General features: G+C 58.4%; 21 protein-coding genes. 8 read left to right on the top strand and 13 right to left on the bottom strand.

Features of this window, described 5'->3' with window-relative positions:
* Positions 1-5: 5 nt before the first annotated feature.
* From ASO19_RS08435 to ASO19_RS08425, 3 genes are all read left to right on the top strand, one after another.
* The gene (locus ASO19_RS08435) at positions 6-455 is read left to right on the top strand and encodes a structural protein P5 (protein ID WP_258036045.1); all 450 of its coding nucleotides are present in this window, start codon (positions 6-8) and stop codon (positions 453-455) included.
* Positions 456-530: 75 nt separating this feature from the next.
* A complete protein-coding gene (locus ASO19_RS08430; RefSeq protein WP_052349246.1) occupies positions 531-758 on the top strand; it encodes a hypothetical protein in 228 nt (75 codons plus the stop codon).
* Positions 759-852: 94 nt separating this feature from the next.
* A complete protein-coding gene (locus tag ASO19_RS08425) occupies positions 853-1,194 on the top strand; it encodes a YnfA family protein (protein ID WP_081562647.1) in 342 nt (113 codons plus the stop codon).
* Between the two features lie 9 nt (positions 1,195-1,203).
* Here the strand turns inward: ASO19_RS08425 and ASO19_RS08420 are convergent, their stop codons facing one another.
* The 5 genes from ASO19_RS08420 to ASO19_RS08400 all read right to left on the bottom strand — a co-directional run bounded on the left by ASO19_RS08420 (position 1,204) and on the right by ASO19_RS08400 (position 4,029).
* Positions 1,204-1,821, bottom strand: coding sequence for a trimeric intracellular cation channel family protein (locus tag ASO19_RS08420; RefSeq protein WP_043562075.1), 618 nt, complete (start codon positions 1,819-1,821; stop codon positions 1,204-1,206).
* Between the two features lie 52 nt (positions 1,822-1,873).
* Positions 1,874-2,314, bottom strand: a complete 441-nt coding sequence (locus tag ASO19_RS08415; RefSeq protein WP_043562073.1) for a hypothetical protein — start codon at positions 2,312-2,314, stop codon at positions 1,874-1,876.
* A 141-nt stretch (positions 2,315-2,455) separates the two neighbouring features.
* Entirely contained in the window at positions 2,456-2,812 is a 357-nt protein-coding gene (locus ASO19_RS08410) for a hypothetical protein (RefSeq protein WP_146046936.1), read from the bottom strand.
* 20 nt (positions 2,813-2,832) lie between these two features.
* Positions 2,833-3,324, bottom strand: a complete 492-nt coding sequence (locus ASO19_RS08405) for a hypothetical protein (RefSeq protein ID WP_103765796.1) — start codon at positions 3,322-3,324, stop codon at positions 2,833-2,835.
* 192 nt (positions 3,325-3,516) lie between these two features.
* Complete coding sequence (locus tag ASO19_RS08400; RefSeq protein WP_081562651.1) at positions 3,517-4,029, bottom strand: GNAT family N-acetyltransferase; 513 nt, start codon at positions 4,027-4,029, stop codon at positions 3,517-3,519.
* A gap of 496 nt (positions 4,030-4,525) precedes the next feature.
* On the opposite strand from ASO19_RS08400, the gene ASO19_RS09140 reads away from it, so the two are divergent.
* Both ASO19_RS09140 and ASO19_RS08395 read left to right on the top strand, forming a co-directional pair.
* Positions 4,526-4,825 carry a hypothetical protein gene (locus tag ASO19_RS09140; protein ID WP_181005247.1) on the top strand — a complete coding sequence of 100 codons (300 nt, stop codon included), beginning with the start codon at positions 4,526-4,528 and terminating at the stop codon, positions 4,823-4,825.
* On the top strand, positions 4,825-6,735 hold the full coding sequence (locus tag ASO19_RS08395) for a PepSY-associated TM helix domain-containing protein (protein ID WP_181005246.1): 1,911 nt from the start codon (positions 4,825-4,827) through the stop codon (positions 6,733-6,735). The genes ASO19_RS09140 and ASO19_RS08395 overlap by 1 nt, the downstream gene beginning before the upstream one ends.
* Before the next feature lie 32 nt (positions 6,736-6,767).
* Here the strand turns inward: ASO19_RS08395 and ASO19_RS08390 are convergent, their stop codons facing one another.
* Positions 6,768-7,910 carry an AI-2E family transporter gene (locus ASO19_RS08390; protein WP_103765794.1) on the bottom strand — a complete coding sequence of 381 codons (1,143 nt, stop codon included), beginning with the start codon at positions 7,908-7,910 and terminating at the stop codon, positions 6,768-6,770.
* 213 nt (positions 7,911-8,123) lie between these two features.
* Between ASO19_RS08390 and ASO19_RS09135 the strand changes: the two genes are divergently transcribed.
* Positions 8,124-8,288 (top strand): hypothetical protein, encoded by a 165-nt coding sequence (locus tag ASO19_RS09135; protein WP_156878809.1) that lies wholly within the window; start codon positions 8,124-8,126, stop codon positions 8,286-8,288.
* 59 nt (positions 8,289-8,347) lie between these two features.
* Here ASO19_RS09135 and ASO19_RS08385 read toward each other — a convergent pair whose 3' ends face one another.
* The 6 genes from ASO19_RS08385 to ASO19_RS08360 all read right to left on the bottom strand — a co-directional run bounded on the left by ASO19_RS08385 (position 8,348) and on the right by ASO19_RS08360 (position 16,707).
* Positions 8,348-10,792 carry a DUF3772 domain-containing protein gene (locus ASO19_RS08385; RefSeq protein WP_103765793.1) on the bottom strand — a complete coding sequence of 815 codons (2,445 nt, stop codon included), beginning with the start codon at positions 10,790-10,792 and terminating at the stop codon, positions 8,348-8,350.
* An 81-nt stretch (positions 10,793-10,873) separates the two neighbouring features.
* A complete protein-coding gene (locus tag ASO19_RS08380) occupies positions 10,874-12,037 on the bottom strand; it encodes a glycerate kinase (RefSeq protein ID WP_103765792.1) in 1,164 nt (387 codons plus the stop codon).
* Positions 12,038-12,080: 43 nt separating this feature from the next.
* Complete coding sequence (locus ASO19_RS08375; RefSeq protein ID WP_086431766.1) at positions 12,081-12,872, bottom strand: epoxyqueuosine reductase QueH; 792 nt, start codon at positions 12,870-12,872, stop codon at positions 12,081-12,083.
* Between the two features lie 80 nt (positions 12,873-12,952).
* Positions 12,953-14,125, bottom strand: a complete 1,173-nt coding sequence (gene nhaA / locus ASO19_RS08370) for a Na+/H+ antiporter NhaA (RefSeq protein WP_081847779.1) — start codon at positions 14,123-14,125, stop codon at positions 12,953-12,955.
* A 76-nt stretch (positions 14,126-14,201) separates the two neighbouring features.
* On the bottom strand, positions 14,202-15,065 hold the full coding sequence (locus ASO19_RS08365; RefSeq protein WP_081563390.1) for a transporter: 864 nt from the start codon (positions 15,063-15,065) through the stop codon (positions 14,202-14,204).
* 283 nt (positions 15,066-15,348) lie between these two features.
* On the bottom strand, positions 15,349-16,707 hold the full coding sequence (locus ASO19_RS08360) for a purine-cytosine permease family protein (protein WP_103765791.1): 1,359 nt from the start codon (positions 16,705-16,707) through the stop codon (positions 15,349-15,351).
* A 212-nt stretch (positions 16,708-16,919) separates the two neighbouring features.
* Between ASO19_RS08360 and ASO19_RS08355 the strand changes: the two genes are divergently transcribed.
* Both ASO19_RS08355 and ASO19_RS08350 read left to right on the top strand, forming a co-directional pair.
* Positions 16,920-18,464 (top strand): carbohydrate porin, encoded by a 1,545-nt coding sequence (locus ASO19_RS08355; protein ID WP_103765790.1) that lies wholly within the window; start codon positions 16,920-16,922, stop codon positions 18,462-18,464.
* A 144-nt stretch (positions 18,465-18,608) separates the two neighbouring features.
* Entirely contained in the window at positions 18,609-19,337 is a 729-nt protein-coding gene (locus ASO19_RS08350) for a YfdX family protein (protein ID WP_181005245.1), read from the top strand.
* Between the two features lie 353 nt (positions 19,338-19,690).
* Here the strand turns inward: ASO19_RS08350 and ASO19_RS08345 are convergent, their stop codons facing one another.
* A complete protein-coding gene (locus tag ASO19_RS08345; protein ID WP_248630302.1) occupies positions 19,691-21,379 on the bottom strand; it encodes an efflux transporter outer membrane subunit in 1,689 nt (562 codons plus the stop codon).
* Positions 21,380-21,400: the final 21 nt, after the last annotated feature.

The following is a 21,400-nucleotide window of genomic DNA, read 5'->3' as shown; positions in this document are numbered from 1 at the left end:
TGACCATGCCCCAGACACCCACCCGGCCACCCCGTGGCATCCGCAACAACAATCCGGGCAATCTGACCTTCGCCCATCAGCCCGGCGCCGTTCTGGAGCCTGCTGGACCGGGCATCACGCCCCGCTTCGCCCGCTTCTCCACATCAGAAGCTGGCCTGATGGCCTTGCGGGACCAGCTCTGCCGTTACATGGTACGGGACAGGCTGGATACCGTCGCCTGCATCATCAGCCAATGGGCCCCCCCGGCCGAGAACGATACCCGACGCTACATTGATACTGTTGCGCAGGCCCTTGGCGTGACGCCGGATACAGTCCTCGGCCCGCCTACGGCCACCCTGCTTGCCAGCCTGATGGAGGCCATCATCCACTACGAAAATGGCCAGAACCCTTATGGACGGCTGGTGGCCCAGGTCGCAGCAGCCCTCCCTGCCCTCCGGCAGACCCCAGCGACCTGACCGACGCTTCCATCTCATCATACATCAATCCCATGACCGCCTCTCTGCGGCCTTATCATCACGGAGATACCGCCAATGGATATCAGCTCCTTTTTCACCACCCTTCCCGATGGTCTCCAGAACTACGTGGCACTGGTCATCATCCTCTGCAATCTGATGACCGTGTTCATCCGCCCGCCAGCGGCCGGCTCCCGCTGGATACTGCCATACCGATGCATATCCACGCTGGCACTGAATGTCGGTTGGGCCAGAAATCACCTCCAGCCAGGGCACCCAGCGAAAGAAGCCTCACATAATTCCTGAGCCCCAGGCAGAGACCGTCTCTCCCCCCCCCTCGCCTGTGAGCTGTCTCACCTGCTACAGAACAGACAGCGTCATCACGTCAGGACCATCGGCCATGTCACATGCTCTCATTGCCTGCCTGCTCTACGGCCTGGCGGCCTTCGCTGAAATTGCAGGCTGTTTCTCTGTCTGGGCCTGGCTGCGGCTGGGGCGGTCCCCGCTCTGGCTCCTGCCCGGCGGGCTGTGCCTCGGCCTGTTCGCTATCCTGCTGACATTCAGCCCGGCTGACCATGCCGGGCGGGCCTATGCCCTGTATGGCGGCCTCTATATCATCACCAGCCTCTTTTGGGGCTGGGCCGTGGAGGGTCTGGCACCGGATGCATGGGACATGGCAGGGGCTGCCCTCTGCCTGGTGGGAGCCCTGCTCATTCTTCTGGCCCCCCATGGCCGGACCTGACCACCTGCCTCAGGACCGATAACTGAAGCGTGGCAGTGTCCAGTTGTAGCGGATGGAGAGCAGACGGAAACTGATGCCGAAAATCATGGAGATCAGCAGCTCGATGTTCCTGTTGTCCACAATATGGGAGCAGCAGAGAAACACGACCCCCGTACTGACAGACACCGTGCCATACAGTTCGGACCGGAACAGCAGCGGAATGTCATTGCAGAGTATATCCCGCAGCACGCCGCCCATACATCCCGTGATCATGCCAGAAATGATGACACAGACCACAGAAAGATGTTCCGTCATTGCTACCTGGCAGCCCATAACGGTAAAGACGACAAGGCCAATTGCATCCAGAAACAGGAACAGTTTGCGCAACCTGTGCATGTGCTGGGCCACCATGATGGTGGCCAGGGCGGCAAACCCGGTAATGAGCGGGTAACTGGGATGCCGCACCCAGGACAATGGATAATGGTTGAGCAGCACATCCCGGATGGACCCTCCCCCCAGGGCGGTGATCCATCCCAGCAGGAACACCCCTACAAGATCCATCTCCAGCTTGCCCGCCAGCAGGGCAGCCGTCATGGCCTCGGCAATGATGGCCACGATATACAGCGTGGTGTAGAGATCAAAGGTCATGCCGGATTCCCTGCCATGCGCCACTCTGCCAGAAAAAATGCAGCCCTGCCGCCTAGCGGACCACCAGCCGCCCGTAATTGGCGAACAGGACATGCGTGTCATCCTCCCCAAAGGGTGCTCCCTTCTTCAGGCAGAGAATAAAACGATTCATGAACCGCATGGAGGCCAGCGTATCGTTGGCAGCATCACCGTTGAATTTCACCATCAGATGGTTGAAGTCACCATCAACCGCATAATAGCGCTCAGATGAAAAACACTCACAAAGAGCATGAAACTCCCGCTCCATCGAACTGACCATCTGCCGGTAAAAGAGATGGGATGCCTCGATCTCACGATAAAAAGCCTCATGCCGGGGCTCGACCCGTGGATGTGCAGTAGGGAAAGCTGTCAGATCCTGTGAAAAAAGCTCATGCTTGGACAAACGCCCGATCTTCTTCCCCAGCTGGCGCACCTCCGCCTCATAACCAAGCAGACTGTAAACTGAATCAACCATAAAGATAGCTCCCTCCCTGAGCCGTCTTCTCTACCCGAGGGCAGAGACATGAGGCATGACGGACCACATGACATCGCAGAATGAGTAACATACCTGTACACACAGCAGAACGGCTTTCTTGCACAGGCATGACGGCATGTTTTACCGGTTAGGATGGTTCAGGGCCCAGCAACGTGATGTCACGACATTCTGATCCCTGGCAGGATTAGGCATCGTCAGGGCACACAGGACCGTACTTCCAGCCCTGTCCGGCATATCCCCCCGGAACAGAACCAGCACCTCCTCCCCTCCGGCCTGATGGGCAGCAACAACACGGTATTGCCTGTCCAGCAGGGTTTCCAGGGAATCTTCAAGGGGCGTCATCCGGGTTGGAATGGCCAACGGGCTGTACGGCGCCTTGATTCCTGAAGCCGGCAGGGCCAGCCCAGCCGCCATGGCACCAGCCGGAACCATGAGACAGGCCAGGAGGGCCATGCTGCCTTTCGTAAACCGCCACACGGTCCAGTCTCCCTTCACGTTCAGAACAGCTTCGCCGCAATGGCACCAACCTGCACCGTCCCCTTGAAATAACGATTGGCTGGCAGAACAGCCGCAGCCTGGCCATCATGCATCTTCAGGACGCCTCTCACCCGCGTGAAAATGGACGTCGCATGATCGCTGTTCTTCCGGCTCAGGTTGGCAGAGATCACATAGCTTACCGTACCATCATCATACCCGCCACCAGCACCATGGCGCAGACGCACCCTCATGCGGTACTGGTCCAGCCTGTAGCTGTCCTGACCGATGGAAACCGTCTTCTCATCCTGTTCCTGCCGGATATTCGGGCCGATCTGGGTCTTCAGCACATCCACTGGCGTGCTGTTGCCCGCCACAAGGGCTGTTGGAGACAGCTGGGCCTGCACCTCATACACACGGTCCAAGCCCTCTGCCTGGGCAGCTCCAGCCATTAAGCTCATGCCCAGTGCCATCATCCCACCATAAAGACCGGCTTTCCCATATCGTACCATCATCAGCCCCAGGACCTCCCTATCATTCCACACTTGTCACAGACCGGCAGGGCACAGATGCCAAAGGAGGCCCAGCCTGTCACCATGACCGTCTCCTTCCCGGCAAGCTGTCATTTTGTTCCCCAACCGGAACATGAATTAACATTCACACATCAGCTTTGCCGTGCAAATCAAGATTCCGACAGAGAAGGACTTTCAGCCCGGGCTGGAGCGATCATCAAGAAGAATCTGCATGAAGGTCAAATCCAGCCAGCGCCCGAACTTGCAGCCGACCTGCCGACACTGCCCAACCACAGCAAAACCCAGCTGTTCATGCAGTCGGATGGAGCCGACATTGCCCGATTCAATCCCGGCAACCATGGCATGATATCCCCGCTGGCGGGCCTCTTCCAGAAGAGCCACCATCAGAGCCCTCCCGATCCCGGCCCTCTGCCTGTCCTTGTGAACATAGACGGAATGTTCCACGGTATGACGGTAGCCATCCCAGGCACGCCATGGCCCGAACGTGGCATAACCAGCCACTCCACCCCCGTCATCAACGGCCACCAGCACGGGAAGGCCTGCCTCATCGTGGGCTTTCAGCCAGGCGGCACGATTGGCACTGTCCACCACCCTGTCATTCCATATGGCTGTCGTCGTACTGACAGCATGGTTGTATATCCCGGTAATGGCGGCAATGTCCCTGTCTTCAGCTGGCCGAATCTTCATCCCTGCTTCCTCTTCTTCCAGGCCCGCTCCCCTACCTGCCAGAGGGCCTGCCCATAGCAGTACGTTCCACAGAACAGGCAGCAAAAACAGCACCCTTTCATATTTTTTGCAGAATCCTCCAAAAAACCATTCCTTTATTACGTAAAATTAATTACTGATGCCTGAAGATGACATCCGTCACCCCCGCCTTGGAGAACAGAATCATGTCGTCCTCCTATCACTTTCTTTTTCAGTTGACCGTCACAGCTTCCCTGCTCGTTGGTTTTGCGGCAGCAGGACCACTCAGCGGCTTGCGCAAACGCCTCCCCTTCCGGCGGCAGTAAGAAGCGGCGGCAGTGCGGCATGGAAGCCTGACATCAGGACTCCTTATATCCTGTATAAATTATACAGGTTTGACGTATCTTCCCTCTTCCCCATAAAATCCGGCCCATTACAGAGCATGATCCACCTGCCAGCCTTCCTGTAGCAGGCGGAATGCGGGGAAGCCGGAGGGAGCATGAGACTGGAGACTGCGTCTGAGCCCGTTTTCTTCTGGGGCGGCCTTCTGGCCGGGGCCGTGTGGGCCGTGCTCCTGTGGATGCAGCTCCCCGGCAATACGCCCAGACCCGAGAAGCTGGGCCGTACTGCCGGTGTGGTCGGCATTGCCCTGTCCAGCGGGCTGGCATGGCTGCTATGGGCTCATGTCTTCGGTGCCATGGCCGCCTTTTTCTGCCTTGGTGGGCTTGGCATGGTACTGCTGTGCATCATGCCCATCCTCTGGGCCATTCTCATTTCCACCCAGTCCCATACGTCCTGATGGAGGAATCACAAGGCAGGGACAGGCGGCCGGTTCCCCCACAGCCCCATCCTTCTGCCGTATTGTGGCTGCGATTGGGCATCGGTGGCCTGCTGGCAGCTCTTTTCATCATGGCGGCCTGTTGGGCAGACATAACCCTCCCCTGTTTCCGCCCTTATGGCATGACAGGCTTCTGCCTGCTGATGACGGGCGCCTGTCTGGCCGGGATTACGGGGCTGACCCTGTGTATCGGCCTCGGCCCATGGCAGAAGCTCCAGCATCTGGCCATCCGGTACCGCGCCCTGCATGGCTGGATCGGCATTACAACCGGCACTCTGCTTTCCATGAGCTTTCTGGCCGGAACCATGACCCTGTTTGCCGCCCCTCTCCAACAATGGAGCCAGCCGCCCCTGCCGGACCATGGAGCCCTCCCACTGGCAGACATCCCCGCGACGCTTGACCAGATTCTCACATCCCGGACAGAAGACCTACCCTCCATCTTCCCCGGCCTCCATTACAGGGTCGGCCTCAAAACATCAGATACGGCCACCCTCAGCATCCCGACAGGGCCAGAGTTGCCCCTCGGCCTGCCAGCATCCCATATTCTCATCAGCCTGCCTGCCTCTCATACTCCCTCCCTTCACCAGCTGACCCTGTCCCCTGTTCCCACGTTCATCGGAGGGCTGCACCGCCGTCTGGGCCTGCCACTGCCCGAAAACTGGGCCATGCCTCTTGTCGGTACCGTCTGCCTCCTTTACGGCCTGGCGCTGCTCTCCGGTGTCATTCTTCTTCTGCCCGGCATATGGCGCCACCTCATGAGCGTCCGCCTGCTGGGCCACAGCCGCCGCCTCTGGCTCGACCTCCACAGTCTTCTCGGCCTCTGCTCCCTGCCCTTCCACCTCATCATCGCCCTGACAACGGCGCTTTTTGCCTTCTCGCCGCTACTGTACCCTGTCTCCTCGAGGCATGACGGCATCCAGCAGGCAACTGCCAGAGAGATGCCATCAGCATCATCGCTTCTTCCCCCCGAAAAAGCCCTGTCCTTCCTGCATGAACTGGCACCAGATTTTCATCCCCTCACGCTGGATTATGTCCTGCCCCCTCACGGCACGGACAGTCAGGCCGAGCGCCTTGCCCTCCATGCCCCGCTTTACAATGCCAATGGGGAGCGGAGCCTGCCTCCGGCAGGACAGTCTTATCTGCTGGCAGAAGGAACAGACCTCCAGAACCCGCTCATTGGCCGGGATCGTGGCGCTGTCCTGCTGACCCCCGAAACAGGCCACCTGATCGACAGCCAGAATCTACCCGGCCAGCAAACACCCGCCCGCCATATCCTGACATGGTGCCTCGCCTTGCATTTCGGGAGTTTTGGCGGCGAATTTGTCCGCTGGCTCTATGTGGCACTGGGTCTGTGCGGCGTCGGTTTTTTCCATGCTGCCAACCAGCTCTGGCTCAATACCCACCGCCGCAGGAAACCGGAACAGACGTCCTGCGTGGAAACACCCGCCACCCTCTGGCTGGGCCGTCTGAGCGAAGGGACACTGCTGGGCTGCCTGCTGGGGCTGTGCGGCATCATCGCCATCAGCCCCCTCATGACCCATCTGACACCGATCCCCCATCTGTCCAGCGTCTCAACGCCAGACATGGAACACTCATACCAGCAGACCAGCCTAGCCTACCATGGGCTGATTGCCTTGACACTGGTCAGCTACTGTCTGCTGCCCAGAGCCTTATGCCGCGGGATCATTCTGGCCCTTGCGGCCTTCTGTCTTTCGGGAGCCGTCACAATCGTGCTTATGCGTCATACAGCCGTGCAGACCCCTCTTGCGGCAGAACTGACCATCGCCTTCAGCTTTGCCAGTCTGGCCCTCTGGGCTGGGAGTCTTCTCACGCTCTACCGTTGGAAACAGGTCGCTCCCACTGGCAGGTGATACCCCCCAGCGGAAGCCGGCCTGATACACGCTCAGCTCTCGGAGGCATCAGCTGAAGCATCAGCCTGACCCGCCTTTTCATCGTCAGCAGGCAGGCCCGCCCAGTCCCGAATCATCGTCTCCGTCAGATAAAGCAGGGTTGGACCGATGAAGACACCAGCAAAACCAAGTGTGGACAACCCACCAAAAGCGCCCACCATGATAACGATGACAGAAATCCGCACATACCGGCGAATGATGAGCGGCTGAAGGAAATTGTCTCCTGCAATCACCACAAGCGCAAACAGCAGCATGATGATGGCGTGCATCAACGGTGCCGTAAAATAAAGCCAGACGGTGCTGAGAATCATCACCCATGCCCCACCGAACTGTAGAACACAGGAAATGAACATGACCGCCGCCACGACACTGCCCATCGGCATACCAACGGCCATCAGGCCAACCCAGCCGAACAGTGATTCAAGAATGGCTGTCAGCGTGACACCCAGAGCAACACCTCGTGTCGTGATCTCGGCCTGCTTCAGCAGGGCACGTCCCTTTCTGCCGCCAAGCTGACCACCAATCCGGTCCAGAAGCATGATGATGCCCTCCGCCCGGCCCAGCAGCAGCACCATGACGATCAATGTCAGAGCGAATTCCAGCAAAAGAGACCCAAAGCTGCCCGCTGATGCCAGAAGGACATGCAGGATCTTCTCTGGCGACGGGATGACCTGTTTCAGCAGCTCCGGCAGGCTGTTTTCCCGCAGATGATCCCAGAACGGAATGATATTGCCCCCAACGTAAGGGATACGCCCCACCCAGGCGGGCGCTGCTGGCAGCTGTATTGTCGGCAGGATCCCAATGAAATGGGACACGGCATCAACATGCCGTGCAAAAATGACGATCACCAGCACGGCAGGCAGGAAGAAGATGATCATGGCGGCCAGGACGGTAAAAAAGACCGCCGCTGACCGGCTGCCAAAGCATATGGTCTGCAACCGCTGAACCAGCGGCCAGAGCGTGACAGAAATCGTCGCCCCCCAGAGAATGGGGGGCAGGAAAGGATGGATGATCCATACCGCGGCCAGAAGCAGAAGCCCCACGGCCAGAGCGGTCAGTACTGGCCGGACCGGGCTGACCGCAGCCCGGGTCGTAGCCTCGGCTGAAGCAAAGAAATTCCTGAAACGCGTTATCATGACCTATCCTGAGCAAAAAGGTGCCTGTATGGCCCCAATAAAATAGAATCCCGGGAAAGATGGAAGACCGGTACCATGACTATGGTTACAATCTTTTCATCCACACCTCGTGACCTATCTCAATGAAAACTGCTAAAAGATTGCTGGGACGGATACCGGCACGGTACCGTCTACCCGGCGTTGCCAATTCACCACATGAGAGGATTTACCTGCATGTCTCAGAAAGAAAACAATATCGCCCGCAGCATGACCCGCGAAGACCTCATCTTCGCTCTGGTGCAGGATGTAGTCCGCATCGAAGGTCCGAACACCAAGATCGACCGTGCCTACCTTCTCAAGCTCGTGGCTGAAATTGCCCGTTCCGTCGACGGCAAGTAAAACCTCCCCGCACGACAGTGGCATGGAAAGCCAGGGTGACAGTCACCCTGGCTTTTTTTTCATGTCTGGGACCCATCATCAGATGGCAGCGTCATAGAAACCTGCGGCACCATGAGGCTGATACCTTCCTGGCTGAAACGTGCCAGCACCCCGGAGATAACAGCCGTTCTCACGGCATCACTGTTCGTGCCCCGTGCAACATAGATCGCCAGCGTCGCAGAAACCGTATCCCCCACCTTGTCACCCAGCCAGCTCTGCGGGGCCGGGTCCTTCAGAACATCCGGCTGATCCGCCACGACAAGCATGAAAAGCGCCTTCACCTTGTCCACACTCACATTGGTCGGTACAGCGAAAACAAGGCTCATCTTCAGCGGATTATGACCCGCACTGTAATTCTGCACATTCGCCGTGATAAACTGGGAGTTGGGAACAATGAGTGTCGTTCCATCACTCAGCCGGATATCCGTTGCCCGGACATTCACACGCTGAATCACCCCCGTATTGCCACTGATGGTGATCTTGTCCCCAGCCTGGGCCGGACGTTCCGCCAGCAGGATCAGACCAGAAATGAAGTCTTTGACGATGGACTGGAGACCAAAACCCACACCCACTGACAGCGCACTGACAACCCATGTCAGATTCTGTACGGAAATGCCGATCATGGCCAGAAGCTTGAGCCCCGCAGCGATCCACAATGTATAAGTCAGAATGCTGATGATGGATGTCCGTGCCCCATTATCCAGGGACGTGACCGGGAACAGACGTGTCTGCAGCCACTGTTGCAAAAACCGTATGGCGTAATAAACGCCCACCAGCAGCAGGGCCGCCCCCACTATCGTCCTTGGCGAGACAGGCACACCAAACAGGATACCCCCACCAAAGACATGCTCCAACTGCCGCCATGTCCCGATGAAGGAAACACCATTTCTGCCCTGCAACAGGGCAATGAATACCATGACAAGGCTGAGACCAACCAGCGCCGTGGTGATAACCTCCATCTGCGCAAGACGGCGGGCACTCAGCTCCAGCTCGGTCCACAGCCGCCCAAGACGGCTCTGTGCCGAAAAGAGGAACTGTGAAAAGTCCCGCCACGCCTGCATGAGCAGCATGACGGCCCCAAAGGCATAAAGCAGCGTCAGCACCCAGTCATTCAGCAGGAAAGCAAAGGAGATATAACCACTCAGAACGGCAACGGCCGTCACTCCCATGAGCAGGGCAGAAACACCATGCAGGGGAATATGCTGGATCAGTACGGCACCAATATCCTGCCCCGTACTGCCTGCCTCCACATCCCCCAGAGCCGCCCCGTTTTTCTGGTCACGTTTGCTGGAGCGGCACGTCAGATACAGCAGGATGGATGTGGAAAGCGCAAATGCTCCTTCCAGCACGGCATCCAGCCCGGGGCCGACATCGCGGCTGACTTCGGCCGTCCGCAACGCTCCGTAGAACAAAATTCCTCCACCGAGAAGCAGACTGCACGGCAGGCACGCCCTGCCCAGAAGCCAGCGCTTGAGGGACACCCCGGCCCCGATGATGAAACCACACACCGGCAGTGCCTGTGTCAGATACGCGCCCTGCATGGCGGGCACGCCATCACTGTCGAAACCCACAAGCTGCCAGCCCTGCCAGAGGATTTCCGCCAGCAGACCACACAAGACACCGGCCAACACGCTCCCCAGGGCACGCTGGCTGCGGATCACGCCCCCCCAGCTCGCCTGCCCCCGGGCTGAAGCAAGAACACGGGTCGCCAGCTGCCTCAGCACGAAGCCAAACAGCATGACCAGGCAGCCAATACCCAGAACACCAACCAGTGCCCTCGGCTCATCCTGCCCCATATCCCGGAATGTCGCATAACCATCCGACAGGGCCCGCCGCCAGAAACCGACCCCCAGAGGAGAATCGACATGCCGTACCAGCGCTCCCTGCTGGACCTTGCGGCGCAGGTCGTCCAGCTGACCTTCCAGCTGGCGGGTCTGAAGATCACAGACACGCATCCGCACCAGAAGAGCCGTAATCCCCATGGAGGTTTTGCGGGCCGTGACACGCTGCCGGGTGATGGAAGCATCCTCCCCATCCTCGGCCTTGTCGCCAAGAACCTTCAGCAGGGAATTGATAGAGCCCTCATAAGCCTGGATCTGCGCCATCCCGTCCGTCACATGCTGGCGGACCTTCGCCACCTGCTGCGTGTAGGAATCCAGCAACCGCCCGGCAGGCAGCCCCTTCAGTCCCCCCAGAGCGGCACCAACCGTCCGCAAGGTCGTCTGGTCCTGGTCCAGCTGGGTCCGCAATGCCCCCGACACACCGGCCCAGCCAAAATCACCTTCCGGCTGCCCCAGAGGCAGGGAAACTGTCCCGACGGGCGCAGCGTGCGCCGGGGCTGACCCGGAATCCACCTTGTCAGAAGCACTGGCGGCCATGCCCTGCGCAGGAGCCGCCAGCATGGCAACCAGCCCAAGGCCTGCCCCCATGCTCACCATGATCTGACGAACAGAATAACGCTTCATAAAACCTGCTTGTTTCCAATGTCTTGATTCATGACCTGCTGGGCAGACGAACACAGAAATATGGTAGAGTTATGTTACCGTTCAAGATGATCCCGACAGGTTCCGTCCCATCTCCATCCCTGTCCGTATCGCAGCGGCGACATTCTCTGCTGTACGACGGACATTCTCACGGGCCTGCGCCAGCACGACCGGCAACGCCTCGGGACGGGGAACCGTATCAAAGAAAGCATCAATGCCCACCTGATGCATCCTGTCCACACCCTCTCCCGTAGAACCGACAATGGCAATGACAGGCCGCCCCTGGGCTCTGGCAACCTGAGCAACCCCCATGGGAGCCTTGCCCTGGGCACTCTGGCCATCCATCCGGCCCTCCCCGGTGATGACAAGGTCCACATCCCTGAAACGGGCAGCCAGCTGAAGCTGGTCTGCAACAATCTCCACACCTGGCCGCAGCCGTGCCTTCGTAAAAGCCAGAAGCCCAGCGCCCAATCCCCCCGCAGCACCGGCCCCGGGCACAGCCGCCACATCCTTCCCACACCGAAGGGCCAGGATACGGGCATAATGCGCCAAGGCATCATCCAGAAGAATCACATCCTCTGGTCCAGCCCCTTTTTGGGGACCAAAAACATGCGAGGCCCCCCGCGGCCCTGTCAGAGGGCTGGTCACATCGCAGGCCCCTTCCAGCGTGATGTCAGACAGGCGTCTGTCCAGACCGGAAAGGTCCACATCCGCCAGCCTGGCCAGAGCCCCACCACCAGGCGGCAGCTCCTGCCCCTGCTGATCGAGCAGGCGGGCCCCGAGAGCCTGCGCAAACCCGGCCCCTCCATCATTGGTAGCACTGCCCCCCAGGCCGAGAATGACATGTCGGCACCCATGTTCCAGAGCGGCAAGAACGAGCTGCCCAACTCCATAAGTGGTCGTCCGCAAGGGATCACGCTCTTCTGGCTGGAGCAGGGGAAGGCCCGCCGCTGCTGCCATCTCGATGATCGCCGTCTGCCCATCACCGCTGATGCCGAAAAAAGCAGGAACCGGCATCCCCAGCGGCCCCGTGACGGAACAATGCACCAGTTTACCATCCGTACCCTGCACGAGGGCTTCCACTGTTCCCTCTCCACCATCTGCCATAGGCAGGCAGATATACGATGCTTCAGGAAACACGCGGGAGAAACCTGCTTTTATCTCCTCAGCCACCTCAAGTGGGGCCAGACTTTCCTTGAAGGAATCACAGACAATGGCAATTTTCATACGTCCCTCCTGCCTTCAGGGTGCTCCCCGGGCAGGAAAAGGTCTAGTCTTCTTCGCCGTAGAATTCCTCTCCCAGCACGATGGCGGGCCGCCCTTTTGAACGCCGGAAATTGTTCGTATCCCGCAAGGAATAGGCACAGCCACAATATTCCTGTTTGTAGAATCTCTCCCGCTTGCTGATCTCGATCATGCGGGCAGAGCCTCCCCCCTTGCGCCAGTTGAAATCCCAGTAGGACAACCCATCATAGGGCGCCACGGCCCGGGCACCACAATCATTGATCTGGGCCATGTTCTTCCAGCGTGAAATGCCCAGAGAACTCGTCATGACAGGAAACCCGTGCTCATGCGCATACAGGGCCGTGCGCTCAAAACGCATGTCGAAGCACATCGTGCAGCGTATGCCACGCTCCGGCTCCCATTCCATGCCCTTGGCCCGCTCAAACCAGTTGTCCCTGTCATAATCGGCATCAACGAACGGGATGTTGTGTGCCTCGGCAAACCGGACATTCTCTTCCTTGCGCAGAAGATATTCCCGCTCTGGATGGATGTTCGGATTATAGAAGAAGATGGTGTAGTCGATGCCTGATTCCGTCATCGCCTCCATCACCTCACCAGAGCAGGGGGCACAGCAGGAGTGAAGCAGCACCTTTTTCTGCCCACCCGGAGGCTCCAGAACCGGCCTGCCGGACGGTGTCAGCGGAGCAGACACACGGCGCTTTTTCCGGGCTGCATAGCCACGTTCCCTACCGGTCGGGCTGGCCACTCCGGCATGTGTCGTTCCATCACAGGCCGGGTCATGAAGGGCATCCGGCCGGTCTGTCCGCTCATGGCTCATCAGTGAGTTCCTCTATCCGATCATCAGCACACGCCCGCCCCCATACAGAGGCACAGCAGAACTGTCGAGTAGATAGAGCTTCACGTCTCTTTCACCACGCATCTCAACCAGAACCAGCCACTGGCCACGGCCATGAAAGAGCCGAGAAAAATACCGATCTTGCTGGATATGAGCAGGCCCGAAGCAGGAAAGGCCAGCGAAGCCATGAAAAGACTGACGGTAAAACCCAACCCACAGAGCAGGCACAGACCAAAAAGCATCGGCCATGATGTCCGGGCCGGAAGAGAAGCCAGGCGGCACCGTATGGCAAGCCACGTCATGCCGAAAATTCCGGCCGTCTTGCCCAATACCAGCCCCACCACAACAGCCACGATCAGACGCAGATCAAGGCTCGTGAGAGACGTATCAGCCAACGGCACACCCACCATGACAAAACCGAACAGCGGCAACACCCCCCATGTGACCCACGGCGCCAGACCATGCTCCACACGCTCCAGAGGAGACGGGCCATCATGCCGGGCGGTCGGCAGGCAGAGCCCCACCACGACACCCGCCAATGTGGGATGCAGCCCCGCTTCCTTCAGGCAAATCCACAGAAGCCCTCCGCCAATGCCATAAAACCACAGGCAACGGACACCCCGCCAGCCGGCACAGGCCATCATGCCCACAAGGATGACCGTACCGAAAAGCGGCATGGCATGCGGTGTTCCACCATAAAAGAGGGCGATGATGAAAATGCCCAGCACATCATCAAAAATGGCCAGTGCCATCAGCCAGACCCGCCCTCCTTCCGAAACACGCCGCCCCAGCGCCAACAGTACAGGCAGCGTAAAAGCTGCATCCGTTGCAACGGGAATGGCCCAGCCTGACCGAAGGGCAGGGTCAGGTGCAGCAATCAGCGCATACAGCCCTGCTGGAACAACCACACCTCCCAGAGCCGAAAGACAGGGCAGAAGACATTGGCGAAATTCTGCAAGGTGTCCGGCTGTCAGTTCCTTTTTCAGCTCAAGCGAAATGGTGAGGAAAAACAGCGTCATCGGCCCAATGGTGACCAGCTCTGCAACGCTGGGCAGGCAGAAGGGTGACAGGCCATCCCCCAACGGGACAGGTCCCAGAGGCTTGGCCAGCAGCGCATAAAAAGACCGCCATGGTGAATTGGCCAGGATGAAACCTGCCAGCGCCATGACCAGCAGAAGGCAGGGGCCGCCTGTTTCCGGCGTCAGAAACCGATGTCTGCATGTTGCCGTCATCATCGTCCTTTTATGGCTGTCGAGACCGCTCCCCTCTTACAGCGCTCCGGGGAAAAAATCTCTACCACCTGCAAGACGGTCAGTAATGTGAGAACAGGGCCCCCTCAAACAGATAAACCAGCTTGAAATAATAAGCGTTGGTCTCCGGTACATAACGTCCGTCCACCGAATGGGCATAGCGGGTCGTGATGTTAAGCCGGGGATTGATGTTCCACATCAATCCCACGCCCAGCGTAACCTCCCGGCTGCTGCTGTCCGCCACGGAGCGCCCCAGCGTGTTGTCATGCCAGCCGGCATTGTTCTGCCAGTCCATGGAGAAAAATGGCTCCCACCTGCGGCTGGCTTTCCAGCTGAAACGCAGATTGCTGTGAAAGGCCGTCCCCGGATGATAGGAATGTTCCCCTCTGACATGCATGGTCGAAGCCACCACAGCCCCGAGGTCTCCACCGAAACTGAAATGTTTCCACTCATAATCAAACATGAAGCTTGAAAGATTGGACCAGTATTGCGGGTTCAGGACTTTCCGGGTGGCGCTGGGTGTCTGCATGAAGGTCTGGATACCGAACGTGCTGTGTTCATTCGGTTTGAACCACACCGCAGGCCCTGTGATGGTCGGCCCCAATCCACCATAATTTGTGCCATCTGCCAGACGGTAACTTTCCGTCTGGATGACTTCATAGGCAAAACCGACATGAGGAATGGAATCAAACGTCCAGAAATGGACGTATTTGCTCAGGCCAGACCATGTATGGCTGCCCCGTTCCGGCTTTCTGGCCCCCTGCCCATCATAATAATTTCCTGCTGCATTCCCGTCACCATACTGGACGAATACATTGAAAGGCTTGAAATCCACTGGCAGGTCATATTCATGCGGACCAATGACGGCAAACGTGATGTCCGATGCTTCTGCCGAAGCAGACGACAGCAGCCAGAACACGACCATGCCACCCAGCACCAGCAGCCCACCCGGTGATCTCACCCTCCTCAGCCACAGCATGCAGAGCCTTCCCCACAGAGCAGACATGACGCAGGGCCCGGCCGTCAACAAAAGAGCTGCATCACGTCCCCTGCCACCCCCACAGGGATGGCCAGTCTAAAACGGCTTCTGCCTGTATAGAAGGATCGGTTCTCTTTTAACAAGTCAGATCAATTACAAATATAATAGTACCCTGTCAGTACAGCTTACATCAGACCCCAATGAAACCCCTCATACGACCAGATAAAGCTCAGGCTCTCACCCCGTCACATCGTCTCACCCAGAGATAATACACGACGGCCGTCACCAGCAGACTGACAATCCATGAAATATCCACTCCATGCAGGGCTTCCACAAGCGGCCCTGTATACGGGCCGGTCTTCATGAAAGGCAGTTCAACCAGCACACCCAGGAGATAAATCAACACGACCGGCAGATTGAACCGCCCATACGGTCCACCATCCGCCCTGAAAAAGGCCATGACATCATACTCGCCATGGCGCAGCAGGTAATAATCGCACAGATTGATTGCCGTCCACGGCACGAGCACTGCCATCAGTACATCCAGAAACGACGTGTATGCCTGCAGGAAGTCACCAACCATGCCGAGGCTCATGACCAGGGCCGCCCCCAGCAGAAGAACCGTCATGACCAGCCGCCCCCACAGGCCGGCACGCCACGACGGCCAAAAGGTCTGCACCAGAGTAAGGCTGCACAACGCTCCACAATAGACACTCATGGCATTGGCCAGCGGAATGGCCAGTGCCAGCACCAGAAGAACGATATTGCCCATATGGCCGCCCGTCAGGGAGAGCGCTCCAGCCAACGGCAGGGACGGATAGCTCAGTGACAGCAGGCTCCCCAGCACCATGGGCAGAACAGCCCCGATGACAGTTCCCCCATAGGTCGCCCAGAAGGCCTGCCGGCCGGACCCGGCCTCATCCGGCAGATACCGGGAAGAATCGGAAACATAAGGGGCATAGGCGATCTGCCAGAGAGCCGAAACGGAAAAGGCTCCGAAGAATCCGGCTACCGTGCCGTGCATGTCTGCCAGCAATGTGCGGGAAAACCCGCCCAGCCCACAACCGATGGCGTAAATGACCGCCACAATGGAAATCCAGCTGGCCAGACGGGAACAGACATGGATGGCCCTGTACCCCATCATGCAGGGCAGAAGTGTCAGCACCGCAATGAGCCAGACCCCCCTGCTGCCCTGGAAGACAGGCAGCACATGCGCCAGGGCTTCTCCCCCCACGACACAGTTGGAAGCAGCAAAACCGATATACATGAGCACGACCAGCAGGATGATCGGCACCGACCCATAAACGCCAAACTGCCCCCGACTCTGCACCATCTGGGGCACACCCAGACGCGGGCCCTGTGCCGCATGGAGCGCCATGAAGACAGCCCCCACCACATTACCCAGCACCAGCGCCAGAACGGACCAGATGAGCGACAGCCCGAATACGGCTGGCCCCAGGGCCCCGGTAACAACCGTCAGCAATGTCATGTTGGCACTGAACCAGACCGAGAACAGGTCCGCTACCCGCCCGTGACGATGCGCCTGAGGAACGGGGTGAATGGTATGGGTTTCCATATGGGTACTCATGGCCCCGCTTTTCCCACACTCCCAGAGGCGTGAAAAGAGGTTACTTCATGGCAGTCCCGTCCAGACAGCAGGTCAGACTGAAAAATATCCAGAGGCGGAAGATAGACTTTGAAGTTTTACCCAAACTTCTTTAACAGATTCCGCAACAATGCGCTCTTTCTTGGGGGCAATTTCGTACCATCAGGGTTCTTTTTATAGAAATGGGGACTATTATGCCTGCCATATTCTCTTGCCCCATATGGCAGAACGTACCCATTTCTCTAAAAGAACTACGCCGTTATTCATCAGTTTTTCTCAAAAAGCTGGCCAGGCACCGGTCTTGGCTGCTGCCAGTCGCCCTCTTCTGCTTCGCCACCCCCGGTGCGCAGGCACAGGTACTTGATGAAATCGTCGGTAACGAACCCCTGCTCCGGGTTGATACCCCCCTGCCTGCCCATGGCGGCTATACGACCTCGGTTCCTCCCTTTGGCAGGCCGGAGGCCCTCTTTCCCCATGGCTTTGGCATGACGGACTGGCTGCGCAAACGGGGCATTGCCCTCCTCCTCGACAACACGAATGAATTTGCCGGGGCCATCACGCCGCCCAAGAAAAACTATCCCAACTCCCAGCATTTCGCACCCTACAAACAGGGTGCCAGCAATGCCGGGCAATATGCCGCCTCACTCAACATAAACTGGGAACAGCTCATCGGGCTGCGGGGTTTTTCCACACACAGCATTGTTGTCGGCCGCTATGGAACAACAGCCAACCGCATGTTTGGTGACTGGCTGAACCATGCATCGGAAGATTACGGCGGTGGCGGCAATGTGGTTGTCCATCTCGTCATGGCCTATGGTGAAGAAGACCTGTTCAATGGCCGCCTTGCCATCGCTGCCGGCCGCATGGCGGAAATGTCGGACTTCCAGAACAGCCCCCTCTTCTGCAACTTCCAGAATGGCAGCATCTGCGGACGCCCCAAGGCCGCCACGGACAGCAGCTTTGTCAGCGGTTATCCTGCAGCTGTCTGGGCTGGGCGCATCCGGGTCCGTCCCTCCCGCTTCCTTTATATACAGAGCGGCCTCTATGCCGGAGAAAACGGCATCTACAAGAACGAGCAGCACCGTACCGGCTTCAAGTTCAATGGCGGCAACATCAACGGGTTCCGCCTCCCCTTTGAAATGGGATGGGAGCCCCTCTTCGGCAAAAACCATCCCGGGCATTACAAGATCGGCGGCGTGATGATGACCGCCCCCAGCCCCGACAATTATCTTGATGAGCAGGGGCGTCCCTACGCCCTGACCCATGGCAGACCCCGCACACGGCATGACGGTTACGGCGCCTGGTTCATGGCCGACCAGCATATCCTGAACCATTACCACAGCAGCAAACGGGGCATCACGCTGCTGGGGGGGTTCCTCTATAATGATAAACGGATCGCCCTGCGGGAATGGGAAGCCTATGGGGCTCTCATAGACCGTGGAATTTTCCGCTCCCGCCCCTTTGACACGTTTGGTCTTTCCTTCACCTACGAGAAAATTGCCCCCGGTGTGCAGGCCACCGAGACGATGATGCTGGACACACAGCAGTTCAGCCGTCTCCCGGACCATGCAACTGGCGTACAGCGTCATGCCGCCGTGTTTGAAGTCAACTACGCCATCCATGTCTATCGGGGTGTCATTTTTCAGCCACTGCTGGAATATTTCTTCCGCCCCAATGGCCAGGGCAATCTCCGGGATGCGGCTCTGCTTGGCTTCAAAAGCCATATCGAGATTTTCTGAGAATTTTCAGCCCGATCATAACAGTTGCACATGAGCTGTTTTTAAGCTGTTATCACTGTGATCGGGATGACCTGCATCCTGCGCAGAGGGCTGCAACCATCTGCATGGGAGGGCATCCTCCATCCTATGAACAAGGATATTTCCATGCGCTTCAATACACTGCACAAGGGCCTGGCCCTTTCCCTTTTCGGCCTGGGCGCCCTGACCACATCCGCTTTCGCCGATGATGCCACACCGGCCAGCAACAATGCCCCTGCCGCCGTCTCCAGCAAGCATGTGAAAAGCGTGCGCAAAAAAGAGCATCGCGCCTTCCATCATCTCTCCGAACACGGCCAGAAGGCCATGGCGAACATCGTGCAGGCCCAGCAGTTTCTCGCAGCCGGGCAGAGCGAGCAGGCCCTGCCGGCTCTCAACGCCGCCGTGACCCACCTCCAGGCAGCCGCCAAGGCCCGTGAACAGTTCACAGCCGCCGAAGCCGACCTGCACCCCGCTCCCCAGCATCCTGTCTCCAGCAGCCACACACCCCAGAACGGTCCGACGGACTGGGTCCCGGTCGGGGGTGAGGTCATCGCAACAGACATGCTGGAACCCAGCAAAAAGAGTGCCGTGGCAACGGCTAATGCCCAGCTGAAGGCCGGACAGACCGATCAGGCCGCCCAGACCCTTCAACTCGTCGGGCAGGACATCGACTTCATCATTGCTCTGGCTCCGCTGAACCAGCTCCAGGGTTTTGTGAACCGTGCCCTGATCTTTGCACAGGGTCACAATCCCCAGGCTGCCAACGTGGCCCTGAACGATGCCCTGAACACGCTGGTCTTCGTCTCCGAAAATGTCGTGACCGAAGCCACTGCTGCAGCCCAAAAAACCAAATAAGGCTTTCTCCTGTTTCTGCTGGAGACGGGATTGCCCCAAAAGAAAACCGGCATGTATTCATGCCGGTTTTCTTGTATTCATCCCCCCTGATCCTGCCCCACAACAAGGTATCCACGTAGTCCACACCCCCGAAAAGAGGTGTGGATAATCACTCACACAATACAGTGAAGGTGGCCATTTTCTGCGCCCTCGCACCTGTGGAAAACTCTGTGGGCAAGAGATGGCTCCCCTTGACAGCGAGTCTCATCAGCAAGACCGTGGAGTCGCAGGATCATGAGGAAAAAACCATGCACAGCCACTGCTGGCAGGCCAGCACAACCTCCCCGCCTGCATGGCTGTTTCCCCGCCCTTTTTCAGTGTGTCGTTGGCTGCGCTGCCTGGCTGACCTGCTCCTTATCAGGCAGGGTATCAGACCAGCCCCCACCCAACGCATTGTAGAGACGGGCAAGATCCGTTGCGAACGCACTGTCACTGGCAGCCAGATCAAGCTGGGCTTCCTGCAGTTTCTCCTGTGCTTCCAGAACGGACAGGTAAGTCGCCAGACCAGCCCGATACTGGCTGGTTGCCAGAGACAGAGCCCGCTTCTCGTCATCCACGGTCTTTGCCAATCCTTCATGATGAATCTGCTCATCATGATAGGCCTGCAAGGCATTATCCACCTCATTCCAGGCCTGAAGAACCGTCTGCCGATATTCCACGGCTGCAGCACGCTGTGCTGCCTTTTTCAGACGAAGCTGACCATAAAGCCGCCCGCCCTGGAAAATGGGGAGAGAGATGCTGGGCCCGACATTCCAGGCACGGGCATTCCAGAACCCAAGGTCCCGGAAAGACAGGGTCTGGAACCCGAAATCTGCCGTCACGGTCACCTTGGGATAGAAATCCGCTGTGGCCTCACCAACTTCTGCTACCGTTTCCCGCAGATGCTCTTCCGCCTCCCGGATATCCGGGCGACGATGGGCCAGTTCCGATGGCAGACCAGCCGGAACGAAGGGGGGAACAGTCGGCACACCCGCCGTCTGTCCCAGCTCCTCATTCAGGCTTTGCGGTGGCATGCCCAATAACAGGGCTATGGCATTCTGCTCCCGCGCCACCGTCTCATCCAGATTGGCCTGCTGGGCCTCAATTCCATGAAGACGGGCCTTCATGCTGTCCACATCCAGCTCCGTAACCAGCCCGCTCTTATAGCGGCTCTGCGCCAACGAAAGCAGATTCTGCACGGTGGCATGGCTATCTGCCAGAATGCGCTGACGTTTCTGATCACCCCGCAGCTGGAGATAATCACGGGCCATGTCGGCCTGACGGGCAATGAGAATGCTGCGCCGTTCCTCCTCGCTCATCTTCATCAGATATTTTGCCGCCTGATACTGGTAGGCCACACGCCCCCAGAGATCGATCTCATAGGTTGCATCAATCTTGTCCTGCCACTGGTTCAGCAGCGGGACCTGGGCCTCTTGGGAGCCCTGAAGAAAATTGGCCTCCTGCGCTGGCAGGTCTGGGAACCCCTTGCCTACACGCTTGAAGATTTCCTGAAGCTGCTTGGAGCTGTGCTGCGAGCGCACATAGGTTCCGTACGCTGAAAGACTGGGGAACCGCTCCGCCCCGGCAATGATCATCTGGGCCCGGCTCTGCGCCAGATTCTGTGTAGCCAGAAGGAAAGACAGGTTCTGCGTGGCCACACGGTCTTCCAGAGATGTCAGCTCAGGGTCGTGAAAACTCTTCCACCAGGCATCCGCCATGGGCAGCTCTGTCACGACAGAAGCGGGAGAGGCCTGTTTACTGGTCCTGTCCTCCGGCGCTGCATTGGCCCCATGAGGGCCATTTCCTTTGGCAGATGCCCCCTTGCCGGACGGCTGGTTGCTACCATTATGCAGGTCATAATGCGGCGGGGCCCAATCCTTCGGCTGATGATATTTAGGGCCGACCATAAGGCACCCCCCCAGCCCCAGCAGAGCCACCCCAGACAGAAGCTGCCAGCTGAAACCGCGTGAAGACAGGTTTCCCACTCCCTTACGGACGGAACGGAACAAATGAGCGTCTTTCACTGTGAAGCTCCTGTAGAATTA

Source organism: Parasaccharibacter apium (genome assembly GCF_002917995.1).
GTDB classification, from domain to species: Bacteria; Pseudomonadota; Alphaproteobacteria; order Acetobacterales; family Acetobacteraceae; genus Bombella; species Bombella apis.
This window is presented reverse-complemented; position numbering and strand designations above follow the sequence as displayed.

Coding starts and splice junctions, on each gene's coding strand:
- ASO19_RS08425 (WP_081562647.1), top strand. CDS start 853: ATGTCACATGCTCTCATTGCCTGCCTGCTCTACGGCCTGGCGGCCTTC.
- ASO19_RS08365 (WP_081563390.1), bottom strand. CDS start 15,065: ATGGTCGTGTTCTGGCTGCTGTCGTCTGCTTCGGCAGAAGCATCGGAC.
- ASO19_RS08385 (WP_103765793.1), bottom strand. CDS start 10,792: ATGAAGCGTTATTCTGTTCGTCAGATCATGGTGAGCATGGGGGCAGGC.
- ASO19_RS08380 (WP_103765792.1), bottom strand. CDS start 12,037: ATGAAAATTGCCATTGTCTGTGATTCCTTCAAGGAAAGTCTGGCCCCA.
- ASO19_RS08355 (WP_103765790.1), top strand. CDS start 16,920: ATGCCTGCCATATTCTCTTGCCCCATATGGCAGAACGTACCCATTTCT.
- ASO19_RS08390 (WP_103765794.1), bottom strand. CDS start 7,910: ATGATAACGCGTTTCAGGAATTTCTTTGCTTCAGCCGAGGCTACGACC.
- ASO19_RS08430 (WP_052349246.1), top strand. CDS start 531: ATGGATATCAGCTCCTTTTTCACCACCCTTCCCGATGGTCTCCAGAAC.
- ASO19_RS08400 (WP_081562651.1), bottom strand. CDS start 4,029: ATGAAGATTCGGCCAGCTGAAGACAGGGACATTGCCGCCATTACCGGG.
- ASO19_RS08435 (WP_258036045.1), top strand. CDS start 6: ATGCCCCAGACACCCACCCGGCCACCCCGTGGCATCCGCAACAACAAT.
- ASO19_RS09140 (WP_181005247.1), top strand. CDS start 4,526: ATGAGACTGGAGACTGCGTCTGAGCCCGTTTTCTTCTGGGGCGGCCTT.
- nhaA (WP_081847779.1), bottom strand. CDS start 14,125: ATGATGACGGCAACATGCAGACATCGGTTTCTGACGCCGGAAACAGGC.
- ASO19_RS08375 (WP_086431766.1), bottom strand. CDS start 12,872: ATGAGCCATGAGCGGACAGACCGGCCGGATGCCCTTCATGACCCGGCC.
- ASO19_RS08405 (WP_103765796.1), bottom strand. CDS start 3,324: ATGATGGTACGATATGGGAAAGCCGGTCTTTATGGTGGGATGATGGCA.
- ASO19_RS08415 (WP_043562073.1), bottom strand. CDS start 2,314: ATGGTTGATTCAGTTTACAGTCTGCTTGGTTATGAGGCGGAGGTGCGC.
- ASO19_RS08350 (WP_181005245.1), top strand. CDS start 18,609: ATGCGCTTCAATACACTGCACAAGGGCCTGGCCCTTTCCCTTTTCGGC.
- ASO19_RS09135 (WP_156878809.1), top strand. CDS start 8,124: ATGTCTCAGAAAGAAAACAATATCGCCCGCAGCATGACCCGCGAAGAC.
- ASO19_RS08360 (WP_103765791.1), bottom strand. CDS start 16,707: ATGAGTACCCATATGGAAACCCATACCATTCACCCCGTTCCTCAGGCG.
- ASO19_RS08420 (WP_043562075.1), bottom strand. CDS start 1,821: ATGACCTTTGATCTCTACACCACGCTGTATATCGTGGCCATCATTGCC.
- ASO19_RS08395 (WP_181005246.1), top strand. CDS start 4,825: ATGGAGGAATCACAAGGCAGGGACAGGCGGCCGGTTCCCCCACAGCCC.